The 18409-nt window shown below is 46.4% G+C and carries 18 protein-coding genes; 6 read left to right on the top strand and 12 right to left on the bottom strand.

Going from position 1 to position 18409, the window contains the following annotated elements:
- Nucleotides 1-60 precede the first annotated feature (60 nt).
- From AC0KUT_RS19080 to AC0KUT_RS19060, 5 genes are all read right to left on the bottom strand, one after another.
- Nucleotides 61-2892, bottom strand: a complete 2832-nt coding sequence (locus AC0KUT_RS19080; protein WP_488832034.1) for an ATP-binding protein — start codon at nt 2890-2892, stop codon at nt 61-63.
- The gene (locus AC0KUT_RS19075; RefSeq protein ID WP_488832033.1) at nt 2889-4160 is read right to left on the bottom strand and encodes an ABC transporter substrate-binding protein; all 1272 of its coding nucleotides are present in this window, start codon (nt 4158-4160) and stop codon (nt 2889-2891) included. The genes AC0KUT_RS19080 and AC0KUT_RS19075 overlap by 4 nt, the downstream gene beginning before the upstream one ends.
- A gap of 273 nt (nt 4161-4433) precedes the next feature.
- A complete protein-coding gene (locus AC0KUT_RS19070; RefSeq protein ID WP_488832032.1) occupies nt 4434-5735 on the bottom strand; it encodes a gluconate:H+ symporter in 1302 nt (433 codons plus the stop codon).
- A gap of 163 nt (nt 5736-5898) precedes the next feature.
- Nucleotides 5899-7275, bottom strand: a complete 1377-nt coding sequence (gene dbpA, locus AC0KUT_RS19065) for an ATP-dependent RNA helicase DbpA (RefSeq protein WP_488832030.1) — start codon at nt 7273-7275, stop codon at nt 5899-5901.
- A gap of 65 nt (nt 7276-7340) precedes the next feature.
- The gene (locus AC0KUT_RS19060) at nt 7341-7967 is read right to left on the bottom strand and encodes a class I SAM-dependent methyltransferase (protein WP_488832029.1); all 627 of its coding nucleotides are present in this window, start codon (nt 7965-7967) and stop codon (nt 7341-7343) included.
- Between the two features lie 143 nt (nt 7968-8110).
- Here AC0KUT_RS19060 and AC0KUT_RS19055 point away from each other — a divergent pair, with 143 nt between their 5' ends.
- From AC0KUT_RS19055 to AC0KUT_RS19030, 6 genes are read left to right on the top strand one after another with little or no spacing between them, the layout of a single operon-like run.
- Nucleotides 8111-8833, top strand: coding sequence for an acyltransferase (locus AC0KUT_RS19055; RefSeq protein ID WP_488832027.1), 723 nt, complete (start codon nt 8111-8113; stop codon nt 8831-8833).
- Nucleotides 8834-8877: 44 nt separating this feature from the next.
- The gene (locus tag AC0KUT_RS19050; RefSeq protein ID WP_488832026.1) at nt 8878-10026 is read left to right on the top strand and encodes an alpha/beta hydrolase; all 1149 of its coding nucleotides are present in this window, start codon (nt 8878-8880) and stop codon (nt 10024-10026) included.
- A gap of 58 nt (nt 10027-10084) precedes the next feature.
- Nucleotides 10085-10441, top strand: a complete 357-nt coding sequence (locus tag AC0KUT_RS19045) for a DUF2956 family protein (RefSeq protein WP_488832024.1) — start codon at nt 10085-10087, stop codon at nt 10439-10441.
- A 57-nt stretch (nt 10442-10498) separates the two neighbouring features.
- Nucleotides 10499-11308, top strand: coding sequence for a helix-turn-helix domain-containing protein (locus AC0KUT_RS19040; protein ID WP_488832023.1), 810 nt, complete (start codon nt 10499-10501; stop codon nt 11306-11308).
- Nucleotides 11309-11320: 12 nt separating this feature from the next.
- The gene (locus AC0KUT_RS19035; protein ID WP_488832022.1) at nt 11321-11812 is read left to right on the top strand and encodes a carboxymuconolactone decarboxylase family protein; all 492 of its coding nucleotides are present in this window, start codon (nt 11321-11323) and stop codon (nt 11810-11812) included.
- Between the two features lies 1 nt (nt 11813).
- Nucleotides 11814-12752 carry a TlpA family protein disulfide reductase gene (locus tag AC0KUT_RS19030; protein ID WP_488832021.1) on the top strand — a complete coding sequence of 313 codons (939 nt, stop codon included), beginning with the start codon at nt 11814-11816 and terminating at the stop codon, nt 12750-12752.
- A 49-nt stretch (nt 12753-12801) separates the two neighbouring features.
- On the opposite strand, the gene AC0KUT_RS19025 is transcribed toward AC0KUT_RS19030, so the two are convergent.
- The 7 genes from AC0KUT_RS19025 to ubiH form a co-directional block, all read right to left on the bottom strand.
- On the bottom strand, nt 12802-13374 hold the full coding sequence (locus tag AC0KUT_RS19025) for an NUDIX domain-containing protein (protein WP_488832020.1): 573 nt from the start codon (nt 13372-13374) through the stop codon (nt 12802-12804).
- Nucleotides 13375-13390: 16 nt separating this feature from the next.
- Nucleotides 13391-13789, bottom strand: a complete 399-nt coding sequence (locus AC0KUT_RS19020) for a GNAT family N-acetyltransferase (protein ID WP_488832019.1) — start codon at nt 13787-13789, stop codon at nt 13391-13393.
- 36 nt (nt 13790-13825) lie between these two features.
- Nucleotides 13826-14143, bottom strand: coding sequence for a DUF3301 domain-containing protein (locus tag AC0KUT_RS19015; protein WP_488832017.1), 318 nt, complete (start codon nt 14141-14143; stop codon nt 13826-13828).
- A 200-nt stretch (nt 14144-14343) separates the two neighbouring features.
- Entirely contained in the window at nt 14344-14553 is a 210-nt protein-coding gene (locus AC0KUT_RS19010; protein ID WP_488832016.1) for a cold-shock protein, read from the bottom strand.
- A 284-nt stretch (nt 14554-14837) separates the two neighbouring features.
- The gene (locus AC0KUT_RS19005; protein ID WP_488832014.1) at nt 14838-15230 is read right to left on the bottom strand and encodes a hypothetical protein; all 393 of its coding nucleotides are present in this window, start codon (nt 15228-15230) and stop codon (nt 14838-14840) included.
- A 77-nt stretch (nt 15231-15307) separates the two neighbouring features.
- Nucleotides 15308-15802, bottom strand: a complete 495-nt coding sequence (locus tag AC0KUT_RS19000) for an MgtC/SapB family protein (protein ID WP_488832013.1) — start codon at nt 15800-15802, stop codon at nt 15308-15310.
- Nucleotides 15803-15836: 34 nt separating this feature from the next.
- Nucleotides 15837-18377 (bottom strand): 2-octaprenyl-6-methoxyphenyl hydroxylase, encoded by a 2541-nt coding sequence (gene ubiH / locus AC0KUT_RS18995; protein WP_488832011.1) that lies wholly within the window; start codon nt 18375-18377, stop codon nt 15837-15839.
- Nucleotides 18378-18409: the final 32 nt, after the last annotated feature.

Below are 18409 nucleotides of genomic sequence, written 5' to 3'. Positions count from 1 at the left end.
GAGATTAGAAATATAAATAATATTACCGACCTCTATTTTACGCTTAGAGTTTATAGTCTATTAACTATTGACCCAATCTGCATCTGTATCTGCTGAGTTTGGTAAGTTTGGTAATAAAAGAGTAATTTGAGTGATGGATACTTGTACTTGAGTGTCTATATCCTCGATCAATTGGTTCACGCGTTCGTCGGCAATCTTATCTTTAAATTCTTTTTCTCCCTGTGCGGCTAGCTTACTTAAGCTGGAAAACCCCATGGTGGAGGAGAGCCCCTTTAGTGAGTGCAAGTCTTGTGATACGGAAGGCATATCACCAATATCTAGATGAAAATGAAGTTTTGGCATGAGTTCATTAAGGGCGGTGAAATATTTTGGCAGCATGCGTAAATAGAGTTCTTTGTTGCCGCCAAAGCGAGCTAGCGCCTTATCAATTTCCAACCCTTCTTGGTTTTTCATCGAATCTAAAATACTGTCTTCACTTTCGCTGCTGAGTGGGTGCGAGTGACTGCGTCCTGTTTGTTGGCAGAGTACCTGAATTAAGTGATGTATATCGAAAGGCTTTCCAACATGATCATTCATACCCGAGTCCAAACAGGCCTCGCGATCTGACTGCATTGCATTCGCCGTCATAGCGATAATAGGGAGATTTTGTAAATCTAATTGGTGACGAATAATGTGTGTTGCTTGGAAACCATCCATAACTGGCATTTGTAAATCCATGAGTACCGCATCAAAAATAGGTTCATGTTTTTCCTGCATAATGCGGGTTAATAGATCTATGGCTTCTTGGCCATTATCAGCTATTTGTGTCTGTGCACCTTCAAATTCTAGAAGTTCTTTGGCGATTTGTTGATTGGTAAGATTGTCTTCGACGATAAGTATTTTCATATCTTTTAGTCGATTGGCAATGTTTTCGGTTTTATTTGCTTTAGGTGCTGCAGTAAGTTTGGCTATGTCTTCAGATGTTAACTGCGGCAAATGAATGCTAAATGAGAAGGTGCTGCCGCGCCCCACTTTACTGTCTAATGCGATGCTCCCCCCCATAAGTTCAACAAGGTGCTGGCTAATGGCAAGGCCAAGCCCCGTGCCACCAAAGCGGCGCGTTGTAGATGATTCGGCTTGAGAAAATCCATTAAATATCTTTTCTTGATTCTCTGCCGCTATACCTATTCCGGTATCTGTAACGCTAAAGTTTAGATAGAGCTTATGATCTTTAGTCATAGATGAAATGGCTATGACGACCTCACCCTGTTCCGTGAATTTTATGGCATTACCACCTAAATTAATTAAAATTTGCTTAAGCCGTAGCGCGTCGCCATAAAAATAGTGAGGTAGATCGTCGGCAATGATTATCTTAAATACCACATTTTTATTATCAATGTTATTAGACATGATGACCGATAGGTCTTTCATTGCATGTACGATGTTAAAGGGAATAGGGTCTAGTTCCATTTTTCCTGCTTCTGCCTTTGATATATCTAAAATATCATTTAACAGATTCAAGAGAGACTTTGCTGCGCTTTCAGTCTTTTTCGCGTAGTCCGACTGCTTTAGGTTGAGTGTTGTTTTTTGTAGAAGGGAGAGCATGCCTAAAATTGCATTCATAGGTGTGCGTAGTTCATGGCTCATGTTGGCTAAAAATTGGCTTTTAGCTAAGTTGGCTTCTTGCGCAGTATTGACCGCTTCTTCTAATGCCTGCTCGCGCAGCTTCAGCTTTTCGGTAACGTCTTTTGTTTGGTTAAGCAATTCATTGGTTCGTTCATTTGTTTCGCGAAATACATTCGCTGCTTTTGCTAGTCGTCCTATTTCATCGCGGCGTGCGACGCCAGGTATTTCCTTAATGCTTTTATTCGCTGCGAGATGTGTAAAGGTTGTGGTGATTGATTGTAGTGGTGCGGTAATGTTCCGCCCCATAAGAATTGCGATTAAAATAATAATAATACTTCCTGCTACGGATGCTGCAATGGCTGAATGTATATTAGCCGCTATGTTTTTTTGGGTGTTTTCTACAACAGCTATTTGTTCAATAATGTATTCATCTTTTAGTGAATTGGCAAGAATGCTGAGTTCAGAGGTGTCTCCTGCAATAACAACGTTCACAAGAAATAGATAGTTTCTATCGGCCTGAACAGCTTGATGAAATACCTGATTTGTTTGCGCTAAGGTTAACGCTAGATCATCATAAAGAGATGAGCTGCTTTTGTTCTTTAGGTCTTCTTTGATCGCAATCAATAATTCTACGGCGGAGGTTAACTTTATTTTTATTTCCGACCTAAGTTTTGATTCATGTTTATTGAAGTACTTGTTACTGAGATTCTCTGCAACAAGGATTGTTTTTTGTATTTTCCATAAGTCTGATAAATGCGGAGCATTTTCAATACTTTGTAAGTCGATAAATATGAGGTTAAGACTGTTCTCTATATGGTTAAAAAGAGTGGGGAGCTTGGTGCTGATGATGTCTTCACGAAAGTCACGCTGGCTCTTGAGGTTCTTTATTTTTTCTCCAAAATTCGATACCAGATTTTTCATGGCATCAATTTTTTCTGTATGGGTAATGGAGGCTTTGCTTGAGTTGACAAGATCATTGATGTCAGCAATGAGCTGTTGGTGTAAGTCGTGTAGTTGATCAATCGTGGAGTTCTTTTCAATATTGCTGAAAGCGAGGGTGGCGCGTTGAAGATCGGATACATCTTTATCAATTTTTAAAATTAAATTGGTGTCTGTGTTTACCTTTTGATATTGGGTAAATTGCACCTGAAAATCTTGTAAGCCGGAAATGTTTATCACTGTCACGGTTAGGCTAATTAGCATGAGCAGCAGAAAGCTAAGGATAATCCTTTGTTTTATACTCCATGAAAACTTTTCGTTTAGGGAGTTGATCGCTGCTTTTATCATGCCAGTAAAAACTCATACCAGCGATCAAGGGTGTATTCGTAATTGTCCATAACAGTATTCCAAACGGCTACATGGCTGAAGCGATTAACATAAGATCCGCCCGTGCGAACATCTCCTGCGGCGACAGATATTTTTCCATCGGTACCTTTGAGTGGGACCTTAGTTGGCTGCCCTTCGTACCAATAGCTCCATTCGTTTTCACTTAGTAAGGGTTTGGAACGCTCAGGGTTAGAAATGTAATAGCCTTGTTTTGCGATATAGGCGCCAGCCCAGCCACTTAGCCACCAATTCATGTAATCATAGGCTGCATCGAGTGTTGAGCCTTGGCATTCACGTGAGACACACATGACACCATGCCATGCCCTATAGCCTTCCTTCGGTGCTGCATAGGTAACGGGGGTGCCGCGGCCATTTGCCATGGATACGCCGGGTGAAAACATGCTTTCAATGACAACTCGACCTGTTGTCATAAAGTCTGCTGATTGCGGCACTGTATTCCAGAATCCCGCAAAGTGATTCTGTTGTTTAAATTGCATCAATATGTCAAAGAGCTTGTCTATTTCTGCAAGTGTCATATTGCTGATGTCGCTAAAAGACATAAGGCCTCGCGCTTGAGCAGCTAATGCCAGATCAAAAATACCAATAGTGGGTGCATTGACTATAGCGACCTTGCCTTTATATTTTTCATCCAAAAGCCAGCCCCAGCTTTCTGTCTCATAGGGGATTCCTTTGGGAATTACCTTGGTGTTGTAGCCGAAGGAGTCTACGTTATGCACATAGGGCAGAAAACTGATGTCACCCGTAAATTGGGTACCTAGGGAGCCATCTTTTTGTACGTTAAGTATTTTGTAAGGTGCGTCGCCTAGGCCTATTGGCGCTTCTGGTGTAATGCGGCCCTGTTTGGATATGTTATTGATTTCGTCCCAATATTTCAGGCGCGCCGTTTTAATGGGTTGGATTGCGTGGGCTTGCCAAAGCGTTTTAATACTGTCTGTCCACTGCTCGTAGAGATCAAAGGACTTGGGGTTAGTGGTCGCTTTCTGTAGCAGCTCTGCTTCGCCCTTGGCCTCAAAAATAAGTTCTATGCCTAAGTCGGCCATGGCGTGCTGACGAATCTCTTCTTGCAGCGTGACGTGCGTTCCCATGACGCGCAAGCGTGTTTTTGTTTTAGCAAATACATAGGGCGCTTGCGCAGCAGCGAGGCCAAGCCCTGCGATTTTCGCCGATGTTTGGAGGAAATTGCGCCGATTAAACGTGTCGTTTGCCATGTTTTTGCCCAGTTGCTTTTATTGCGCACCAAATTTCAGCTTAGTACAGGGTTTTGGCTTAGCAACTGAGGCGCGCGTGGTCAGGGCGTAGATTCGGTGCTGTAGATGCGCTAGAGCGTGGAGAAGTGAACTAAAAAATATTTTTTTAGTTCACGACAGGTTTGAAATGAATTTTTATGTGGCGCGAGGAATTTAATGTTGGCGCTTAAGTTTGTTTTATGGTGAGGCCTGGGGAGGTGTTGGTTTTCTCTCCCCCATTTTTTACTTGTGCGGTTAGAGCAAGTTATCGAGCAACAGTACCCCGAGCAGCCCCATTACGCCAATGATTGTTTCCATAAGCGACCAAGATTTAAAGGTGTCTTTTAAGCTCAAGTTAAAATATTCCTTATACATCCAAAACCCTGAATCATTTACGTGAGAGCACATAAGGCTACCTGCGCCTACGGCCAAGACCATTAGGTTGGGGTTGGCGCCGGTGAGCGGTATAAATGGGGCAACTATACCTGCAGCCGTTAGTCCAGCGACTGTGGCTGAACCCAGGGCAATGCGAATAAGGGTAGCGATAAGCCAAGCTAATAGCAGTGGATTTAGGTCAATATTTTGGAGCATCGCCCCTAATTCATTGCTCACACCACTAACCACCAATACTTGTTTCAGTGCGCCCGCGCCTGCAACAATTAATAATATGACGGAAATGTCTTTAATGGCGTCGCCAAATTGCGCCATGACATCTTGCATTTTAATACCACGCGCAAGTGCAAGGCTCCAGGTTGCTAGGCCGAGCGCTATAAGCAGTACTACCATAGGGTTGCTGATAAAACCGATGATGGGCTGTTCACTGAGTGACTTGGGTAAAAAACTTGTTGCGGCGATTAAGATCACGGGCAGGAGAGATGTAATAAAACTATTGGCTACACCAGGTAACTTTTCCTTCTCCATTTGGGGTGGTTTGAAGGTGGCTAGCGGCGTGCACTTAATGTTTTTCAAGTGTGCTGAAAAAAGTGGCCCCGCCACAATCACGGTGGGAATCGCCACTATGAGGCCGTAGAGTAGCGTGGTACCCATATCGGCACCAAATTGCGGAATTAAAGCGACAGGCGAGGGGTGTGGTGGTAAAAAACCGTGGGTGACGGAGAGTGCAGCTAATAGTGGAATACCTAAGTACACGGCGGGCAGGCGCGTCTGATACATGACTGAAAAAACCAATGGAACTAACAATACAAAACCCACATTATAAAAAAGCGGAATGCCGACGATAAACCCTGTCAGCATTAGCGCCCACGTAATATATTTTTGTCCGCACCAGCGAATGAGCGAGCTGGAAATTTGTTGCGCTGCGCCTGTCTCGGCCACTAGCTTTCCAAACATAGCACCTAAGCATAAAAGGATTGCAAGTGAGCCAAGCATGTTGCCTATGCCTGTTTCAATGGTGCCTGCAATTTTGTCCAGTGGTATGCCGAGCATGATGGCTGCCGCCATAGACGAAATTAGAAACGCGAGAAATGTATTGAGCTTCAAGCCTGAGATAAGTGCGACCAATAAAAGAATGGCCGCTATTACGGCGATAATAGACATTGTGCATACCCTTATAGTGTTGTTATGGAAATTTATGCTATGGGTGCGATTATTGTTATTTGATGTTATATCGTGTGTGGGACAAGGTTTATACCCCCACCCTCAAGAGGGTGGGATTTATTGTGTTGATAAATTCTATTTCGATTATTTTATTTTCCCTTCTTTATAGGCGGCGTGCGCGAAACTTACGTCCTTTTAAACGGCCATCTTGTAAATGTTTCAATGCTTGTTTGGCGATGCCCATATCTACTGCGACGTAGGCGCAGAATTCAAACATATCAATTTTTCCGATTTGTTCAAAGGGCAGGCCGGCCTCTTTGGTAAGCGCGCCAATAATATCACCTGGGCGGAGTTTATCTTTTTTTCCTCCATCGATACAGAGTGTGACCATGGCGGGTTTGATGCTGACGTCATCGGTTACAACGGGAAGTGTTTCAAGAGTAAGGCGTAGCTGTAAGTAATCTTCAAGGCGATTTAAACGGCCTACTTCTTTTTGTGATAATAAACTTAGGGCCAAACCTTTTTCGCCTGCGCGGCCGGTGCGACCCACGCGATGTACATGCACTTCAGGGTCGTGTGATAATTCGTAATTGATGACGGCATCCAGCCCTTTAATATCAATACCGCGCGCGGCTACATCGGTGGCAATTAAAACGGAGCAACTGCGATTGGAGAAGCGCACTAACACCTGGTCGCGCTCACGTTGCTCAAGGTCACCATGCAAGGCGAGTGCACTTATGTCGCGCTCTCGCAGAGTTTCATAGAGTTCATGGCATTGAATTTTAGTGTTACAGAATATAATAGAAGATTGTGGTTTGAAGTGGCTCAGCAAGTGCTGTACCGCAAGGGTTTTATTTTGATGTTCTTGCAGTTCATAAAAGTGCTGCTCTATGTGTTCCTGAGTGTGAGTTTCTTCAATGCTTACTTCTTGTGGATTTTTTTGGCAATGGGCGCTAATTTTTTTGATTTGTTCTGGATAGGTTGCAGAAAAAAGCAATGTTTGACGCTCGCTATTGCAGGCCGCTAATACCAATTCAATGTCATCCGTAAAGCCCATGTCGAGCATGCGATCCGCTTCGTCAAGCACGAGCTGCGTTACGGCTTCTAGTTTGAGAGTGTTCTTACGAATGTGATCTACAATGCGCCCCGGTGTGCCCACGACTATGTGTGCACCGCGTTCGAGCGATCCTATTTGTGGCCCAATGGAAACGCCGCCGCAGAGGGTGAGTATTTTTACATTGTGGGTGAAGCGCGCAAGGCGGCGCAGCTCTTTGGCAACTTGATCGGCGAGCTCGCGTGTAGGGCAGAGCACCAGGCCCTGCACGGAAAAGTTCTTCACATCTAATTGCGTTAGCAAGCCAATACCGAACGCCGCTGTTTTACCGCTACCGGTTTTAGCTTTGGCGATAATATCTTGCCCCTGCAAAATAATCGGCAAGCTGGCCGCCTGAATGGGGGTCATTTCTTGGTAGTCGAGCGACTCCAAATTGGCGAGCATTTCAGTGCTAAGAGCGAGGCTGGAAAATAGCGGGCTGGTCATAATTACTACTCAATAATAAATGCAAAAAAATAAAATTCAGATGAATAAGCGCTAAGCACGACCGTTTAAAGTCGCTTTAAAAGGCCGAGGGTATTGATAAGCGGCAGTGCTTCAAATAGCCCAGATTGTTGCGCGAGCAACCAAATCTCATAGGGTGGGCGCCCACCATCGGCGGGGTTGGGAAATACATCGTGAATGGCGAGATAGCCGCCGCGCACAACGTGGCCTGCCCAGCTGCGATAGTCTGCTAGTGCCGCTTCCATACTGTGGCCGCCATCAATAAATACTAAGCTCAGCGGTGTTGTCCAAAAGCGTGCTGCCTGCGTAGAAGCGGCCACTATAGGCACCACGCAGTCTTCGAGTTGCGCGCGTGCGAGTGTGTGACGAAAGCTGCGAAAGCTATCCATCTTACCCGCGTGCGCATCGTAGAGTTCTGGGTCGTGATATTCCTCGCCCAATTGATGCTCCTCTGAGCCGCGATGATGATCCACCGCAAAGAGTAGGTTGTTGCTCTGCTGGCATGCACTCGCTAGATATACCGTTGATTTCCCGCAGTAGCTCCCAATTTCCAAGCAGGGGCCCAGCGCTGCGCCCTTGAGCGCGGTTGTATAGAGCGCGGTGCCCTCGTCGGGCGCTAAAAAGCCTTTAACAGTGGTAATATCCAGCGGTAAAGTGATGTTCGTGGTCTGCATTGTGCGTCTTGGTACCTAGTGACTGGGGCTGGCGCAATTGCCTATTGGCGTCATTCTAACAAACTTGGTCCCGCAAACTCGGAATTTAACCAACTGAATCTATATTGGTGCAGTTTTTGAGGTTGGCAATTAAGGAATTTCTGGTGCGACGCAGCAATACCCCCTACTTAATAAAACGCCTCTATAAAATCATTAATCATTGGTATGTACGGCGTTTTGTCGTTCCGCAATTTGATAGTGTGGGGACTGTGCCTGAAATCGCTCATCCGCGAAGCCTGGTTATTTTCGGGCGCAATATATATTTGGGGCGCTATGCACAAATCATTTCATCGCCCGATAATTGCGTGCGGTTCACCACATGGCCTAGCAAGCAAGCAGATGGCGCGCTTTATATTGGCGATTATTGTTTGATTTCTCCCGGCGTGCGTATATCGGCGGCGCAATCAATTCATATTGGTGATAACTGCATGCTGGCCGCAAATGTGTATATCAGTGATAGTGATTGGCACGGCATTTATAATCGTATTCGACCATTTCGTTGCACTAAGCCGGTGGTGATTGAAAATAATGTATGGCTGGGTGAGCGCGTTATCGTCAATAAAGGTGTCACTATTGGTGAGAATTCAGTGGTGGGTGCGGGCAGTGTGGTCACTAAAAGTATTCCTGCTAATTCGGTGGCGGCGGGTAATCCAGCGCGAATTATAAAAACCATTAATCCGAAGCGACGCATGTTAATGCGAGAACTGTTGTTTCAAAATCCCGAACACTATTTTGAGAATCAGGACCTGCTTGATCAATATATGTTAGGGGAAAATACTTGGTGGAATTGGTTGCGCAGTTTGATAGCACCTAATCAACGAGATTAAATAATGATTGATAATATTTTAACGATAAGAAGGGTTATTATTTTATGAAGTATTCTTTTTTCTATATGGCACTGCTGAGTGCATGTGTGTTTTTCTCTGTTGCTAATGCTGCTGCTCAGAATAATACAGATGACGTAAGTGCAGAGGGGGGCGTTAGTGCGCCATTATCTGCTTACGAGCTGCCGGGTACTCAGACGTTTAGCATTAACTCCCTAGCAACAGGTCATGATTACAATATTGTAGTATCGCTACCGGGCAGCTACGCCAGTGCACCTGAGGGTAAAGTGTATCCGGTACTTTATGTGTTAGATGCCCAATGGCAATTCCCGCTTATTTATACCGCTACGGGTGCGGTTATTCATGATGGTGATATGCCGGAGGCTATAGTCGTTGGCATTAGCTGGAGGGAAACCAATGGCAATTTGATGGCGCTGCGCAATGTCGATTTGACACCCACAACCTCGGCGGGGGATCCGACATCGGGGCATGCTGATAAATTCCAGAATTTTTTACGCAAGGAATTATTCCCGCATATAGAGTCAACATTTAAAGCCAGTAAAGATCGCACAGTAACTGGTGGCTCTACCAGTGCATTATTTGTGTTTTATACACTTATCTCTCAGCCCGATTTATTTAGGGGTTATATTGCATCAAGCCCCAGTATTTATTGGGATAAACAAGTGATGTTTAAGCTCCTGAAAGATTTCTCTCCGGATATTATTCCGCAGGGCACTCGTGCATATTTAGCTTGGGGTAGTCTTGAGAACGCTACTGAGATACAACTATTCGCAGAGCAGTTAGCCGCTAAAAAAGCTAAAAATTTGGCCTTTCGTTTTGCCGAAGTTAGCAATGCAGGGCATGCGGCGGTCAATCCAGAGTGCTATGTGCGCGGCTTTCAGTTTGTATATGCCAATCCTAGCTTAAGGTTGCCTTCTACTTACTTGAAATCCTTAACTGGTACTTATAAATCCACAGTGCATGAGTTTGCTATAAAAGTGACGTTCGCTGATGGCAAACTGCGTGTGCAGTATCCCGAAGGGGATAGTTATTCACTTGAGGCGGCAGCGGAGCGCGAGTTTTACGCGCGCGGTAACGGCCTTGCTTTCTACTTTATATTTGATGCCCAACATAAACTGCAGGGGCTAGAGCAAGTTGCACATGGTAATACTATAGCGTTGGTTAAAATACAATAGTGTGTAATCAGTCCTCGCCCTAACTTCGGCGCACAATAATTTCATGAATGATAAAACTATGAATCAAGTTAACGCAAAAGCAAAATCCAAAAAAGATGGGCGCGATATTCGCGGTGAAGCATTAAAGATTGCGCGCAGCATTAAGGTGGAAGGTCAGCCGATGGCAGATACTAAAGCTATTGCTAACGGTATTCAGCGTGGCATGGAAGTTTTTTTACGGCAACACAGTGAAAAAACGCGAGACTTGGATAAGCGATTGAAGAAAGCTAAGCAGCTGACATCGTTGCAGCCAGAGGTACCTACAGTAGATGCGTCGCAACAGCCGGTCGCAGTGCGTCTACCTTGGGTGTTGCTGGGGCTATCTTGGGTGATCTTCGTCGGGGCCGCCTGGGTGGCTTGGCATTATGTGAGGTAGTTGAATTTACTTGTAAAGGGTTGTTGATATTTTTATTAAGTTATCACTAGATACATTATGTTGCCTATGAAATCTTTATTGTTAAATACCAGCGATCAACTAAATTACTTGGGTTTTCAGCGCTTTGCGCCTCACCCTTATTTGCGCTCTTGGGTGCAATGTTATTGGGTGGTCAGTAGCGTTGAATCTATAGTGAGTGAAGAAAAGCTTTATCCTGATGGTGGCACTAGTCTTACTATCGATTTCACCTCATCCTCATTATCTATGCAGTTTAATGCGATTCAAACGCTCAATCGATTACAGCTAAAGGGAACCTTAGATCGCATGGGGATTCGCTTTCATCCCGGTGGTGCATTTCAATTGCTGGGGTTGGATATGGGAGAGTTGGCTAACCGAGAATGTAGTTTGCAGGATTTGGGTTTTACGCGGCTGCAGGTACAGGAACAATTAAGTGGGGCGGCAAACATATCGCAACGGCTAGAATTGCTGGATAGCTGGTTATTGCAGGAATCGATAGCCGTCAAGGCCGAGTGCGGTTTGGTGCAACGCTTGTTGCCTCATTTGTTGCGCAGTGAAAACTCTATAGAAGAACTAAGTCGGGCTGTTGCACTTAGTCGCCGCCAGTTGGAGCGAAAGTTTCTGCAGCAGGTGGGTTTAACCGCGGTAAAGCTAAAGCAGCTGGTGCGTATTAAGCAGGCGCGCTTATCGATTGGTCGAGCCCCAGATACCCCATTAACGAAAGTTGCCCTTGATGCAGGGTTCTACGATCAATCGCATTTTATTCGTCAATTTCAGCTGGTTACCGAGCAAACGCCGGGGCAGTATCGCCAGCGCAAGATGTCGCAAAAATACAATTACCTCCTGTAGCGAAGGTGCACTATGACGGCTCCTCGTTATTATTTATTGGAGCTTTTTATGCAAGAACGTATAAGTCGTGCCCTAGCCTTTAGCACCCAGCCAGAATTATTGAACTCACTGCTCAGTTTGGGGAAGGCAAGCAGTGAGGGGTTGGAACAATCATTGGTGCATTTAGTTAAGTTGCGCGCATCGCAAATTAATAGCTGCGCCTTCTGCTTGCACATGCATACTGCGGAGGCGCGTCTTGATGGCGAGCGTCAGGTTCGTTTAGATGTGTTGTCTGCTTGGCGTGAAGCACCTGTGTTTTCTGCGCGCGAACGCGCTGCCTTGAACTGGACCGAAAAACTCACGCGTGTTGCTGAGGGTAAAACTCACGGCGATGATTTTGAAGCCTTGTGTGAGTTTTTCAATTCAACCGAAATCATAAATCTTACGGCTGTCATAGTAACGATTAATGCTTGGAACCGTGTGGCAGTCGGGTTCCATTTTTTACCCGAGATAAAGGATCACTGATATGAATATTCGACCACTAAAAATGCTCTGCTTAGTCGTGTTGCTGTTACAGGCACCTGCTTTGTTTGCGCAAACCTTGGTATTGGATGAAACCTACCAACAGTTTCAAGGAAAACCCATTTCACTTAAGCAGCAATTGGGGCATAAGCCCATTTATTTAAAGCTCTGGGCTACGTGGTGTTTAGATTGCCGAAAACAAATGCCTGATTTACAGGCCGTTTACACTAAGTACAAAGATGCCATTAATATTTATGCGGTGAATTTGAATATTAATGAGACACAGGAAACACTGCAGGCTATTAAGGATAAGTACCAGCTCACAGTTCCCATAGTGCTGGACAATAATGGCACCATTGCCAGCAATTTTAATTTTGTGGGTACGCCCTTCCATGTGCTAATTGACGCTGAGGGTAAGGTTGTTTACACCAGCTATCACGCCGATGCTGATTTGCATCTCAAGCTTGATCAATTGGCTCATGCCGCCTTAGTGTCGGCTGCAAAAGTGGAAGGCGTGAAAGAGGGAAATAATAAGCGGGCAGCGCCGGATTTGCCGGTAGGTTTTGCTGTGCGCTATTTTTCTGCGAGTTGGTGTGGTTGGTATTTTGCAGATATTGAACCTGCTATGGCACAAAACTGTGTGCGTGGTGATGCCTTAGCTAGCGCGTTATTTAAGCAGAGCAGCTCTGCAAAAATTAATTGGGCGAGTTATGCGACTTATTTGTGGGCCGAGCCAAAGGATGTGGCTGAGTACAAAAAGAAGCAGGCGTTACCCTACGCAATTATTTATGACAGCGCCAACACCTTTGCGCAAAGCTACAAAGTGAGCGAATACCCCACGCTCATAGTATTTAATAATGGCAAAGAGATTCGACGTTTGACGCAGTTTGATGAGCCTGAGACGCTGCAGAAAACACTTGCGAGTTTGCTGCAATTAAAATAGTGAAAGGCGGGTGCGCCTAGGCTCAGTCGAGCTACAGGTGTAATATTGTTTACAAATCTAAGGCTAAACGTAACAGTGCGGCAACACTAATAGCATCAGTTATGTCGCCGCGCTTTACCATTTCTATCGCTTCAAGTAATGGCAGCTTTTTCACTTCAATATCTTCGCTGGCCTCGAGTTGTTGAGTGCCGGAGAAAAGGTTGCGCGCCACGAATATTTCGCAGTATTCGTCGGTGACAGAGTTGGAAAGATGTAACTGCATGAGTGCGCTCCAATCTTTTGCTTTTAAACCTACCTCTTCTTCCAGTTCGCGCTGCGCTGCTGCCAGTGGGTTTTCACCCTTTGGACAACCACCTTCGGGTATTTCCCAGGTGTATTGATTGAGGGTATAGCGACTTTGTTTTACCAACCACGTATTGCCCTCATCGTCTATAGGGACAACGCCGACGGCTGTGTTTTTAAAATGCACTACGCCGTAAATACCATCGGTGCCTGTGGGGGTTATGACTTCTTCGTGAGAAACTTTTAACCAGGGGTTTTCATAGGCCACTGTTGAGTTTTTGGTTTTCCAGCCACCCACTTTTTCGATCGGCGTTATATCTGCGTCATTGTTTTGATTCATGGCAATTTCCTCAGCACTATTTTTTTAAGACCCAACCGCGTGGATTGGCCGTGAAGCCAATCTTTGGATAGTAGTCTTGCGCTTTAGGCGCGGCGAGCAGTACGAGCATGCATTCAGCGTGTGTTCGCGCTTGCACTTCGTCGATGAGTTTTTTACCTATCCCTTGATGTTGATAATTTTCATCAACAGCTAAGTCTGCGAGATAGGTGACGTAGGTGAAGTCGCTTAGGGCGCGGGCTATTCCAATGAGCTTTTCGTTGTCCCACGCGCTGATTAAAATACTCGCGTTGTCGATCATGCCTTGAAAAATATCGGGCTTGTCGACGGGGCGGCGTTCGCCGAGAGTGGAGCGATTGTAGAGGTCTATCACGAGATGAGCATCAAGTGATTTTTGATCGCGGTAAGTGATGGCCATAGTTAATGTAATGAACGCAATCTAAGTAGTTTTAGTTTAATGCAGCCGGTGTGGATCAAGTTGCACTTCAGTGATTTTTGAGCCGAGCATAATGACTCGGCCAAAGTTGCGATCAATGCCATTGGCGGTAAATTCAAAATAGAAGGCGCGCCAGAGTGAGAGTTGGCCCTGTGCGTTGCGTTTAAACCAGATGCGACGTAAATAGACACTTTCGTCGAGCAGCTGTACATCCATGTCCGCGCAATGTTGTTGCGCCATCGCAAACGCGCGCTCTTTTACTTTTAGGGCGCCGTGCCAATAGTAGATAACAAGAATAATAAGTGTAAGCCAAAGAACTGAATAAATATCAAACATGAGACGCGTCGAGTAATGGCGCTGACTTATCACACTAAAGATGACAATCGCTAGCCGTGAGGAATGGAGAGTGGCATGTGTCGAAATAAAAAATAGTTTTTTTATTAAACGATACTGCTGAGCAGGAGGTAATTTTTTAAGGCCCTTAAAGCAGCAAGGGGCAATTGATTGCTCAATCACCCCTTGAAACGCGACTCATCTTAGAGAGGAGTTACGTTTTCCGCTTGCGGACCTTTTTGACCTGAGGTTACTTCGAAAGTCACTTTTTGACCTTCTTTCAGAGTCTTACGGCCGTTACCATTGATCGCACGGAAGTGAACGAATACATCTGCACCGCCTTCACGCTCAATAAAACCGTAACCTTTATCATCGTTAAACCATTTAACAACACCAGAGACTAGATCTGACATAAATTCCTCGTCTTGCGTCTAAAACGTCAGCAAAGCTGACCGAACAAAGTAACCGACTTTACTAAAAGCCAGGGTGAAATAGCTTATTAATAAAGCTATTGCTCAGGTCGTGGTGCGGCCAAGGGTCTTGAGCAAGCGGTTGTCTTACAAAAGCTTTTTCTTGGGTCGAATCTCAATCTGTAGCAGTTCAAAATTAAAGCACTTCAGGAACTTGAGTTCAAGCAGTTATATGTGAATTTAACGAATATCGCTGTTTTTTGGCTGCATGTGTAACTAGCACACATTTAGTCGGGCATATTCTTTTTATCTGTGTCGCCTGTGCTTCTATTTTGTGCATTTTTTGTTGGGCTGTTCGCAAGCATTTCGTGCAAAAACAATGCAAGCGGTATTAAGGCGATACCGAGTCCCATTACATAATGTTTAATTGTGGCAAATTCATAACCTTGCTTTGCGAGTTGATAGCATGCCAACCCCCATGCAGCTGCGCCAAAATAAGCCCAGCGGTTATGTTTGAAGGCACCAAATGCAATTAATGCGGTGACTAGCGCCAGAAACAGACCGTAAATATTGCCGAAAGTGCAAAAGCCTGCGACGGCACTAAGGAGTATGGCGATCAAGACAATGTTAAGTGCATTGGCAATTTTATGGCGCGTGCTGTGCTTAGGTGAATCTGTCATGGCGGCTCAATAGTAAAAGGTGAATGGAGTGCGATTTTAAGTGTTACCTATGTACCCCCTCTTGAGAATAAAGGCGTTTATTCTGAGCTGGATTTCGTTTTTCCGCGCCAATCTTGATATTTTTTATGTACGCCGCGCGTCAAGGCTTGAAAATAATCTTCAAGAATATCGACACCGACCAGTACGCCTACCACGATAAAGGACAGCTTAATGGCGGTGATTTCGTAGCCCAAGGCGATGGCGACGCCGATGGAGGCGAGCGCCCAAATTGTGGCGGCAGAGGTGACGCCCATGACAAAGCCATCGCGCGCCATCATGACGCCAGCGCCGAGAAAGCCAATACCGGTGATGACTTGTCCGATAATGCGTGAAGGGTCGGTAGCGGCGTTGGAAACAACCATCGAGGTGGCGATAAAAATATAGGTACCGAGGGTGATCAGTGCTGAAGTGCGAATACCAACAGGTTTGCCACGCAATTGGCGCTCTAAGCCCACAATGGTGCCGCAGAGTAGGGCGGCAGCGATTGCGTGCCAATCAAAAGGTGCTATGGAAACTACATCGCCAAGCATCATAGAAAATCTCAAGTAGTGTAGAAAAAATCTTAGGTTAGGATGTTGCGCCCAAGGCGGTTTTAATAATAATTTTTTTAATCGCGCCGAGGTTATTCAGTTGGCGCATCCCCGTGTTGCGCAACCAATTCGCGTCGAGTGTCTGGCTGCCAAATAAACGTTTAAAGCCCTCCATTGCGCTCATCATGCCGAGGTTGCTGCTCAGGCGTGCGCGTTGATAGCGGCGCAATATTGAAGGTTCATTTAAGGGTAGGCCACGCGCGAGGGCGCGCTCTATTTCTGTGCTCATGGCAAGCACATCCAATAACCCGAGATTGACGCCTTGGCCCGCGAGCGGATGGATATTGTGCGCTGCGTCGCCTACCAGAGCCATGCCAGTTTGTATGTAGGTTTGCGCGTGACGTTGGCGCAGGGGCAGGGCAAATCGCTCAGCACATTGCTCGATTTTGCCAAGGCGATATTCAAATGCGCGGCCCACACGCGCGCAAAACGCTTCGTCATTTAACTGCATTAATTCATGAGCGAAGGCGCTATCGGCGGACCAAACAATAGAACACTGATGCGCATCGCCCTGGTGTTGCAATGGCAAAAAAGCCAGAGGACCGGTGTGCATAAAGCGCTGCCATGCGGTGAACTCATGCGGCAGTTCCGTGCGCACTGTAGTCACTATAGCCTCTTGGCCATAGTCCCATTCACGTGTGGTAAAACCAGCGAGATCGCGTACTTTTGAATGGGCGCCGTCGGCGGCAATGAGTAGTAGGCTGCGCAGCTGTTGGCCGTTGTTGAGTTGAATCTCAACCCAGGGCTGTAAGCTATTAGGTGCCCTTAATTCAACCAGTGCAGTAGGTTGAATTAAGGTGATGTGTGGTAGCTGCGCCATGCGCTCGCGCAAGGCGTTGACTATCACGGAGTTTTCAACAATATGCCCTAATTGCACTTGGCGCACTTCAGCGGCATCGAACTCAATACTGGCGGTGCCTTCGCCATCCCAAACTTTCATCTGTTGATAGGCGCAAACGCGCGCTAACAGTATTTGTTCCCAGCAACCTATGTCTGCCAGTAATTGTTGCGAGGCTTGTGTCAGGGCTACCACGCGGGGATCAAAGTTGCTGCCGCTGTAATGAGGTAAATGGTTGGTCGCCTCTATAATGGCGATACGCAAAGGTTGCGCGCTATTTAATAGCGCGAGTTTGCAGGCGAGCGCAGCACCGACCAAACCCGCACCTACAATCACTACATCAAAATTAGTGTTGGAAGAGGGCGTATTAGTCGTGGTCTTTTCAGGTGTGGCTGCAGGCGTTGCTGTCCCTGTTTCGTTCTCTATTTCTGCCATGGGCGGCAGCCAGCGATGTTGGCGCCCAGCAGTACCCATGGTTTGCGCCGCGAATTGGTCTTTGATAAAGCTGAGTGATTCAAGGCTTAAAAAGCCGAGGTGGCGCAGGGCGATAAAGGGCAATTGGTCGGTAGAAAACAGTCGCACCAAACGATCGCTAAATTCAATCGTCAATTGTTGATCCAGCGCTTGCCGCGCCACATAGGTTTGCAAGTTCGCTAATTCGCCTAGGGGTTGCTGCGTGCTGCGTGCTGCGGTGAGAGTCTCGACCAAGCAGGCACAATCGCGCAGGGCCAAATTAAAGCCTTGCCCCGCCACTGGGTGTAAAAAATGCGCGGCATTGCCGACTAACACTATATGAGAGCGAATTTGCTCGTCGGCAATGACCAGCTGTAATGGGTAGGTGTGACGTTTGGCGACACGTGTAAAGCGACCTTGGCGAAAACCAAATCGCGTTTGCAGCGCCTGCAAAAACTCTTGGTCGCTGAGCGCGCTTATCTCGTCAACTTGATCTTGCGGTAAGGTCCATACCAGTGCGGCTTGGTGCGCGCTGGATGTTTCGCCGAGGGGTAATAAGGCGATAGGGCCATCGGCAGTGAAACGCTCGTAGGCAATACCGTTATGGGGCTCGGAAAATTCCACATTAGTGATAATGGCGGTCTGCTGATAATCGCGCACCTGAGTGCTTATGCCCAAGGTGCGGCGCAGTGCTGAGTCGCCGCCATCGGCAATCACCGCAAGCTCAGTGTTAATTTGCACTGGGCCCTGTGGTGTTTGAATGCTTAAGCGCGCGCCATCTACTAGCGGTTCTAGCTTATTCAAGGTTGCAGGTGCAAAGCAGTGAATGTTGGGCTGCAGCTGGACATGGGCGAGCAGTGTCTTGCCTAACCAAGCATTCTCAACCACATAACCCACGGCCTCAAGCTTGCGCTCCGCCGCATCGATTAAGCCGCCGAGGAAATGCCCCTTGTCGGAAACATGTACCTGACGAATCGCGGTGATGTGTTGCTGCAATGTCTCCCATAGCCCAAGCTCACGCAAAATATCGGCGCTGCCGAAAGAAAGTGCGGTGGAGCGCGCATCAAAGCTAGGTTGATAGAGTTGTTCGGAGGCCGTTGCAAATGGCTGGGTTTCTATCAGCGCTATACGCCACTGAGGGCAACTGGCTGCTAAGAGGCTAGCGAGGCTAGTACCTACCATGCCGCCGCCGATAATGGCGATATCAAACTCGAGAGCTTTTTCCATATACAGTTACAGTCTTGCTCTTGTTATGTGTG

This window comes from Cellvibrio sp. 25HG11W-0, assembly GCF_057815475.1.
Note: the sequence above shows the minus strand (reverse complement) of the source record. Positions and strands in the feature narration are given on the sequence as shown.

Coding starts and splice junctions, on each gene's coding strand:
- ubiH (WP_488832011.1), bottom strand. CDS start 18,377: ATGGAAAAAGCTCTCGAGTTTGATATCGCCATTATCGGCGGCGGCATG.
- AC0KUT_RS19015 (WP_488832017.1), bottom strand. CDS start 14,143: ATGTTTGATATTTATTCAGTTCTTTGGCTTACACTTATTATTCTTGTT.
- AC0KUT_RS19050 (WP_488832026.1), top strand. CDS start 8,878: ATGAAGTATTCTTTTTTCTATATGGCACTGCTGAGTGCATGTGTGTTT.
- AC0KUT_RS19025 (WP_488832020.1), bottom strand. CDS start 13,374: ATGAATCAAAACAATGACGCAGATATAACGCCGATCGAAAAAGTGGGT.
- AC0KUT_RS19010 (WP_488832016.1), bottom strand. CDS start 14,553: ATGTCAGATCTAGTCTCTGGTGTTGTTAAATGGTTTAACGATGATAAA.
- AC0KUT_RS19020 (WP_488832019.1), bottom strand. CDS start 13,789: ATGGCCATCACTTACCGCGATCAAAAATCACTTGATGCTCATCTCGTG.
- AC0KUT_RS19070 (WP_488832032.1), bottom strand. CDS start 5,735: ATGTCTATTATCGCCGTAATAGCGGCCATTCTTTTATTGGTCGCACTT.
- AC0KUT_RS19000 (WP_488832013.1), bottom strand. CDS start 15,802: ATGATGCTTGGCGATGTAGTTTCCATAGCACCTTTTGATTGGCACGCA.
- AC0KUT_RS19005 (WP_488832014.1), bottom strand. CDS start 15,230: ATGACAGATTCACCTAAGCACAGCACGCGCCATAAAATTGCCAATGCA.
- AC0KUT_RS19035 (WP_488832022.1), top strand. CDS start 11,321: ATGACGGCTCCTCGTTATTATTTATTGGAGCTTTTTATGCAAGAACGT.
- AC0KUT_RS19060 (WP_488832029.1), bottom strand. CDS start 7,967: ATGCAGACCACGAACATCACTTTACCGCTGGATATTACCACTGTTAAA.
- AC0KUT_RS19045 (WP_488832024.1), top strand. CDS start 10,085: ATGAATCAAGTTAACGCAAAAGCAAAATCCAAAAAAGATGGGCGCGAT.
- AC0KUT_RS19040 (WP_488832023.1), top strand. CDS start 10,499: ATGTTGCCTATGAAATCTTTATTGTTAAATACCAGCGATCAACTAAAT.
- dbpA (WP_488832030.1), bottom strand. CDS start 7,275: ATGACCAGCCCGCTATTTTCCAGCCTCGCTCTTAGCACTGAAATGCTC.
- AC0KUT_RS19075 (WP_488832033.1), bottom strand. CDS start 4,160: ATGGCAAACGACACGTTTAATCGGCGCAATTTCCTCCAAACATCGGCG.
- AC0KUT_RS19080 (WP_488832034.1), bottom strand. CDS start 2,892: ATGATAAAAGCAGCGATCAACTCCCTAAACGAAAAGTTTTCATGGAGT.
- AC0KUT_RS19030 (WP_488832021.1), top strand. CDS start 11,814: ATGAATATTCGACCACTAAAAATGCTCTGCTTAGTCGTGTTGCTGTTA.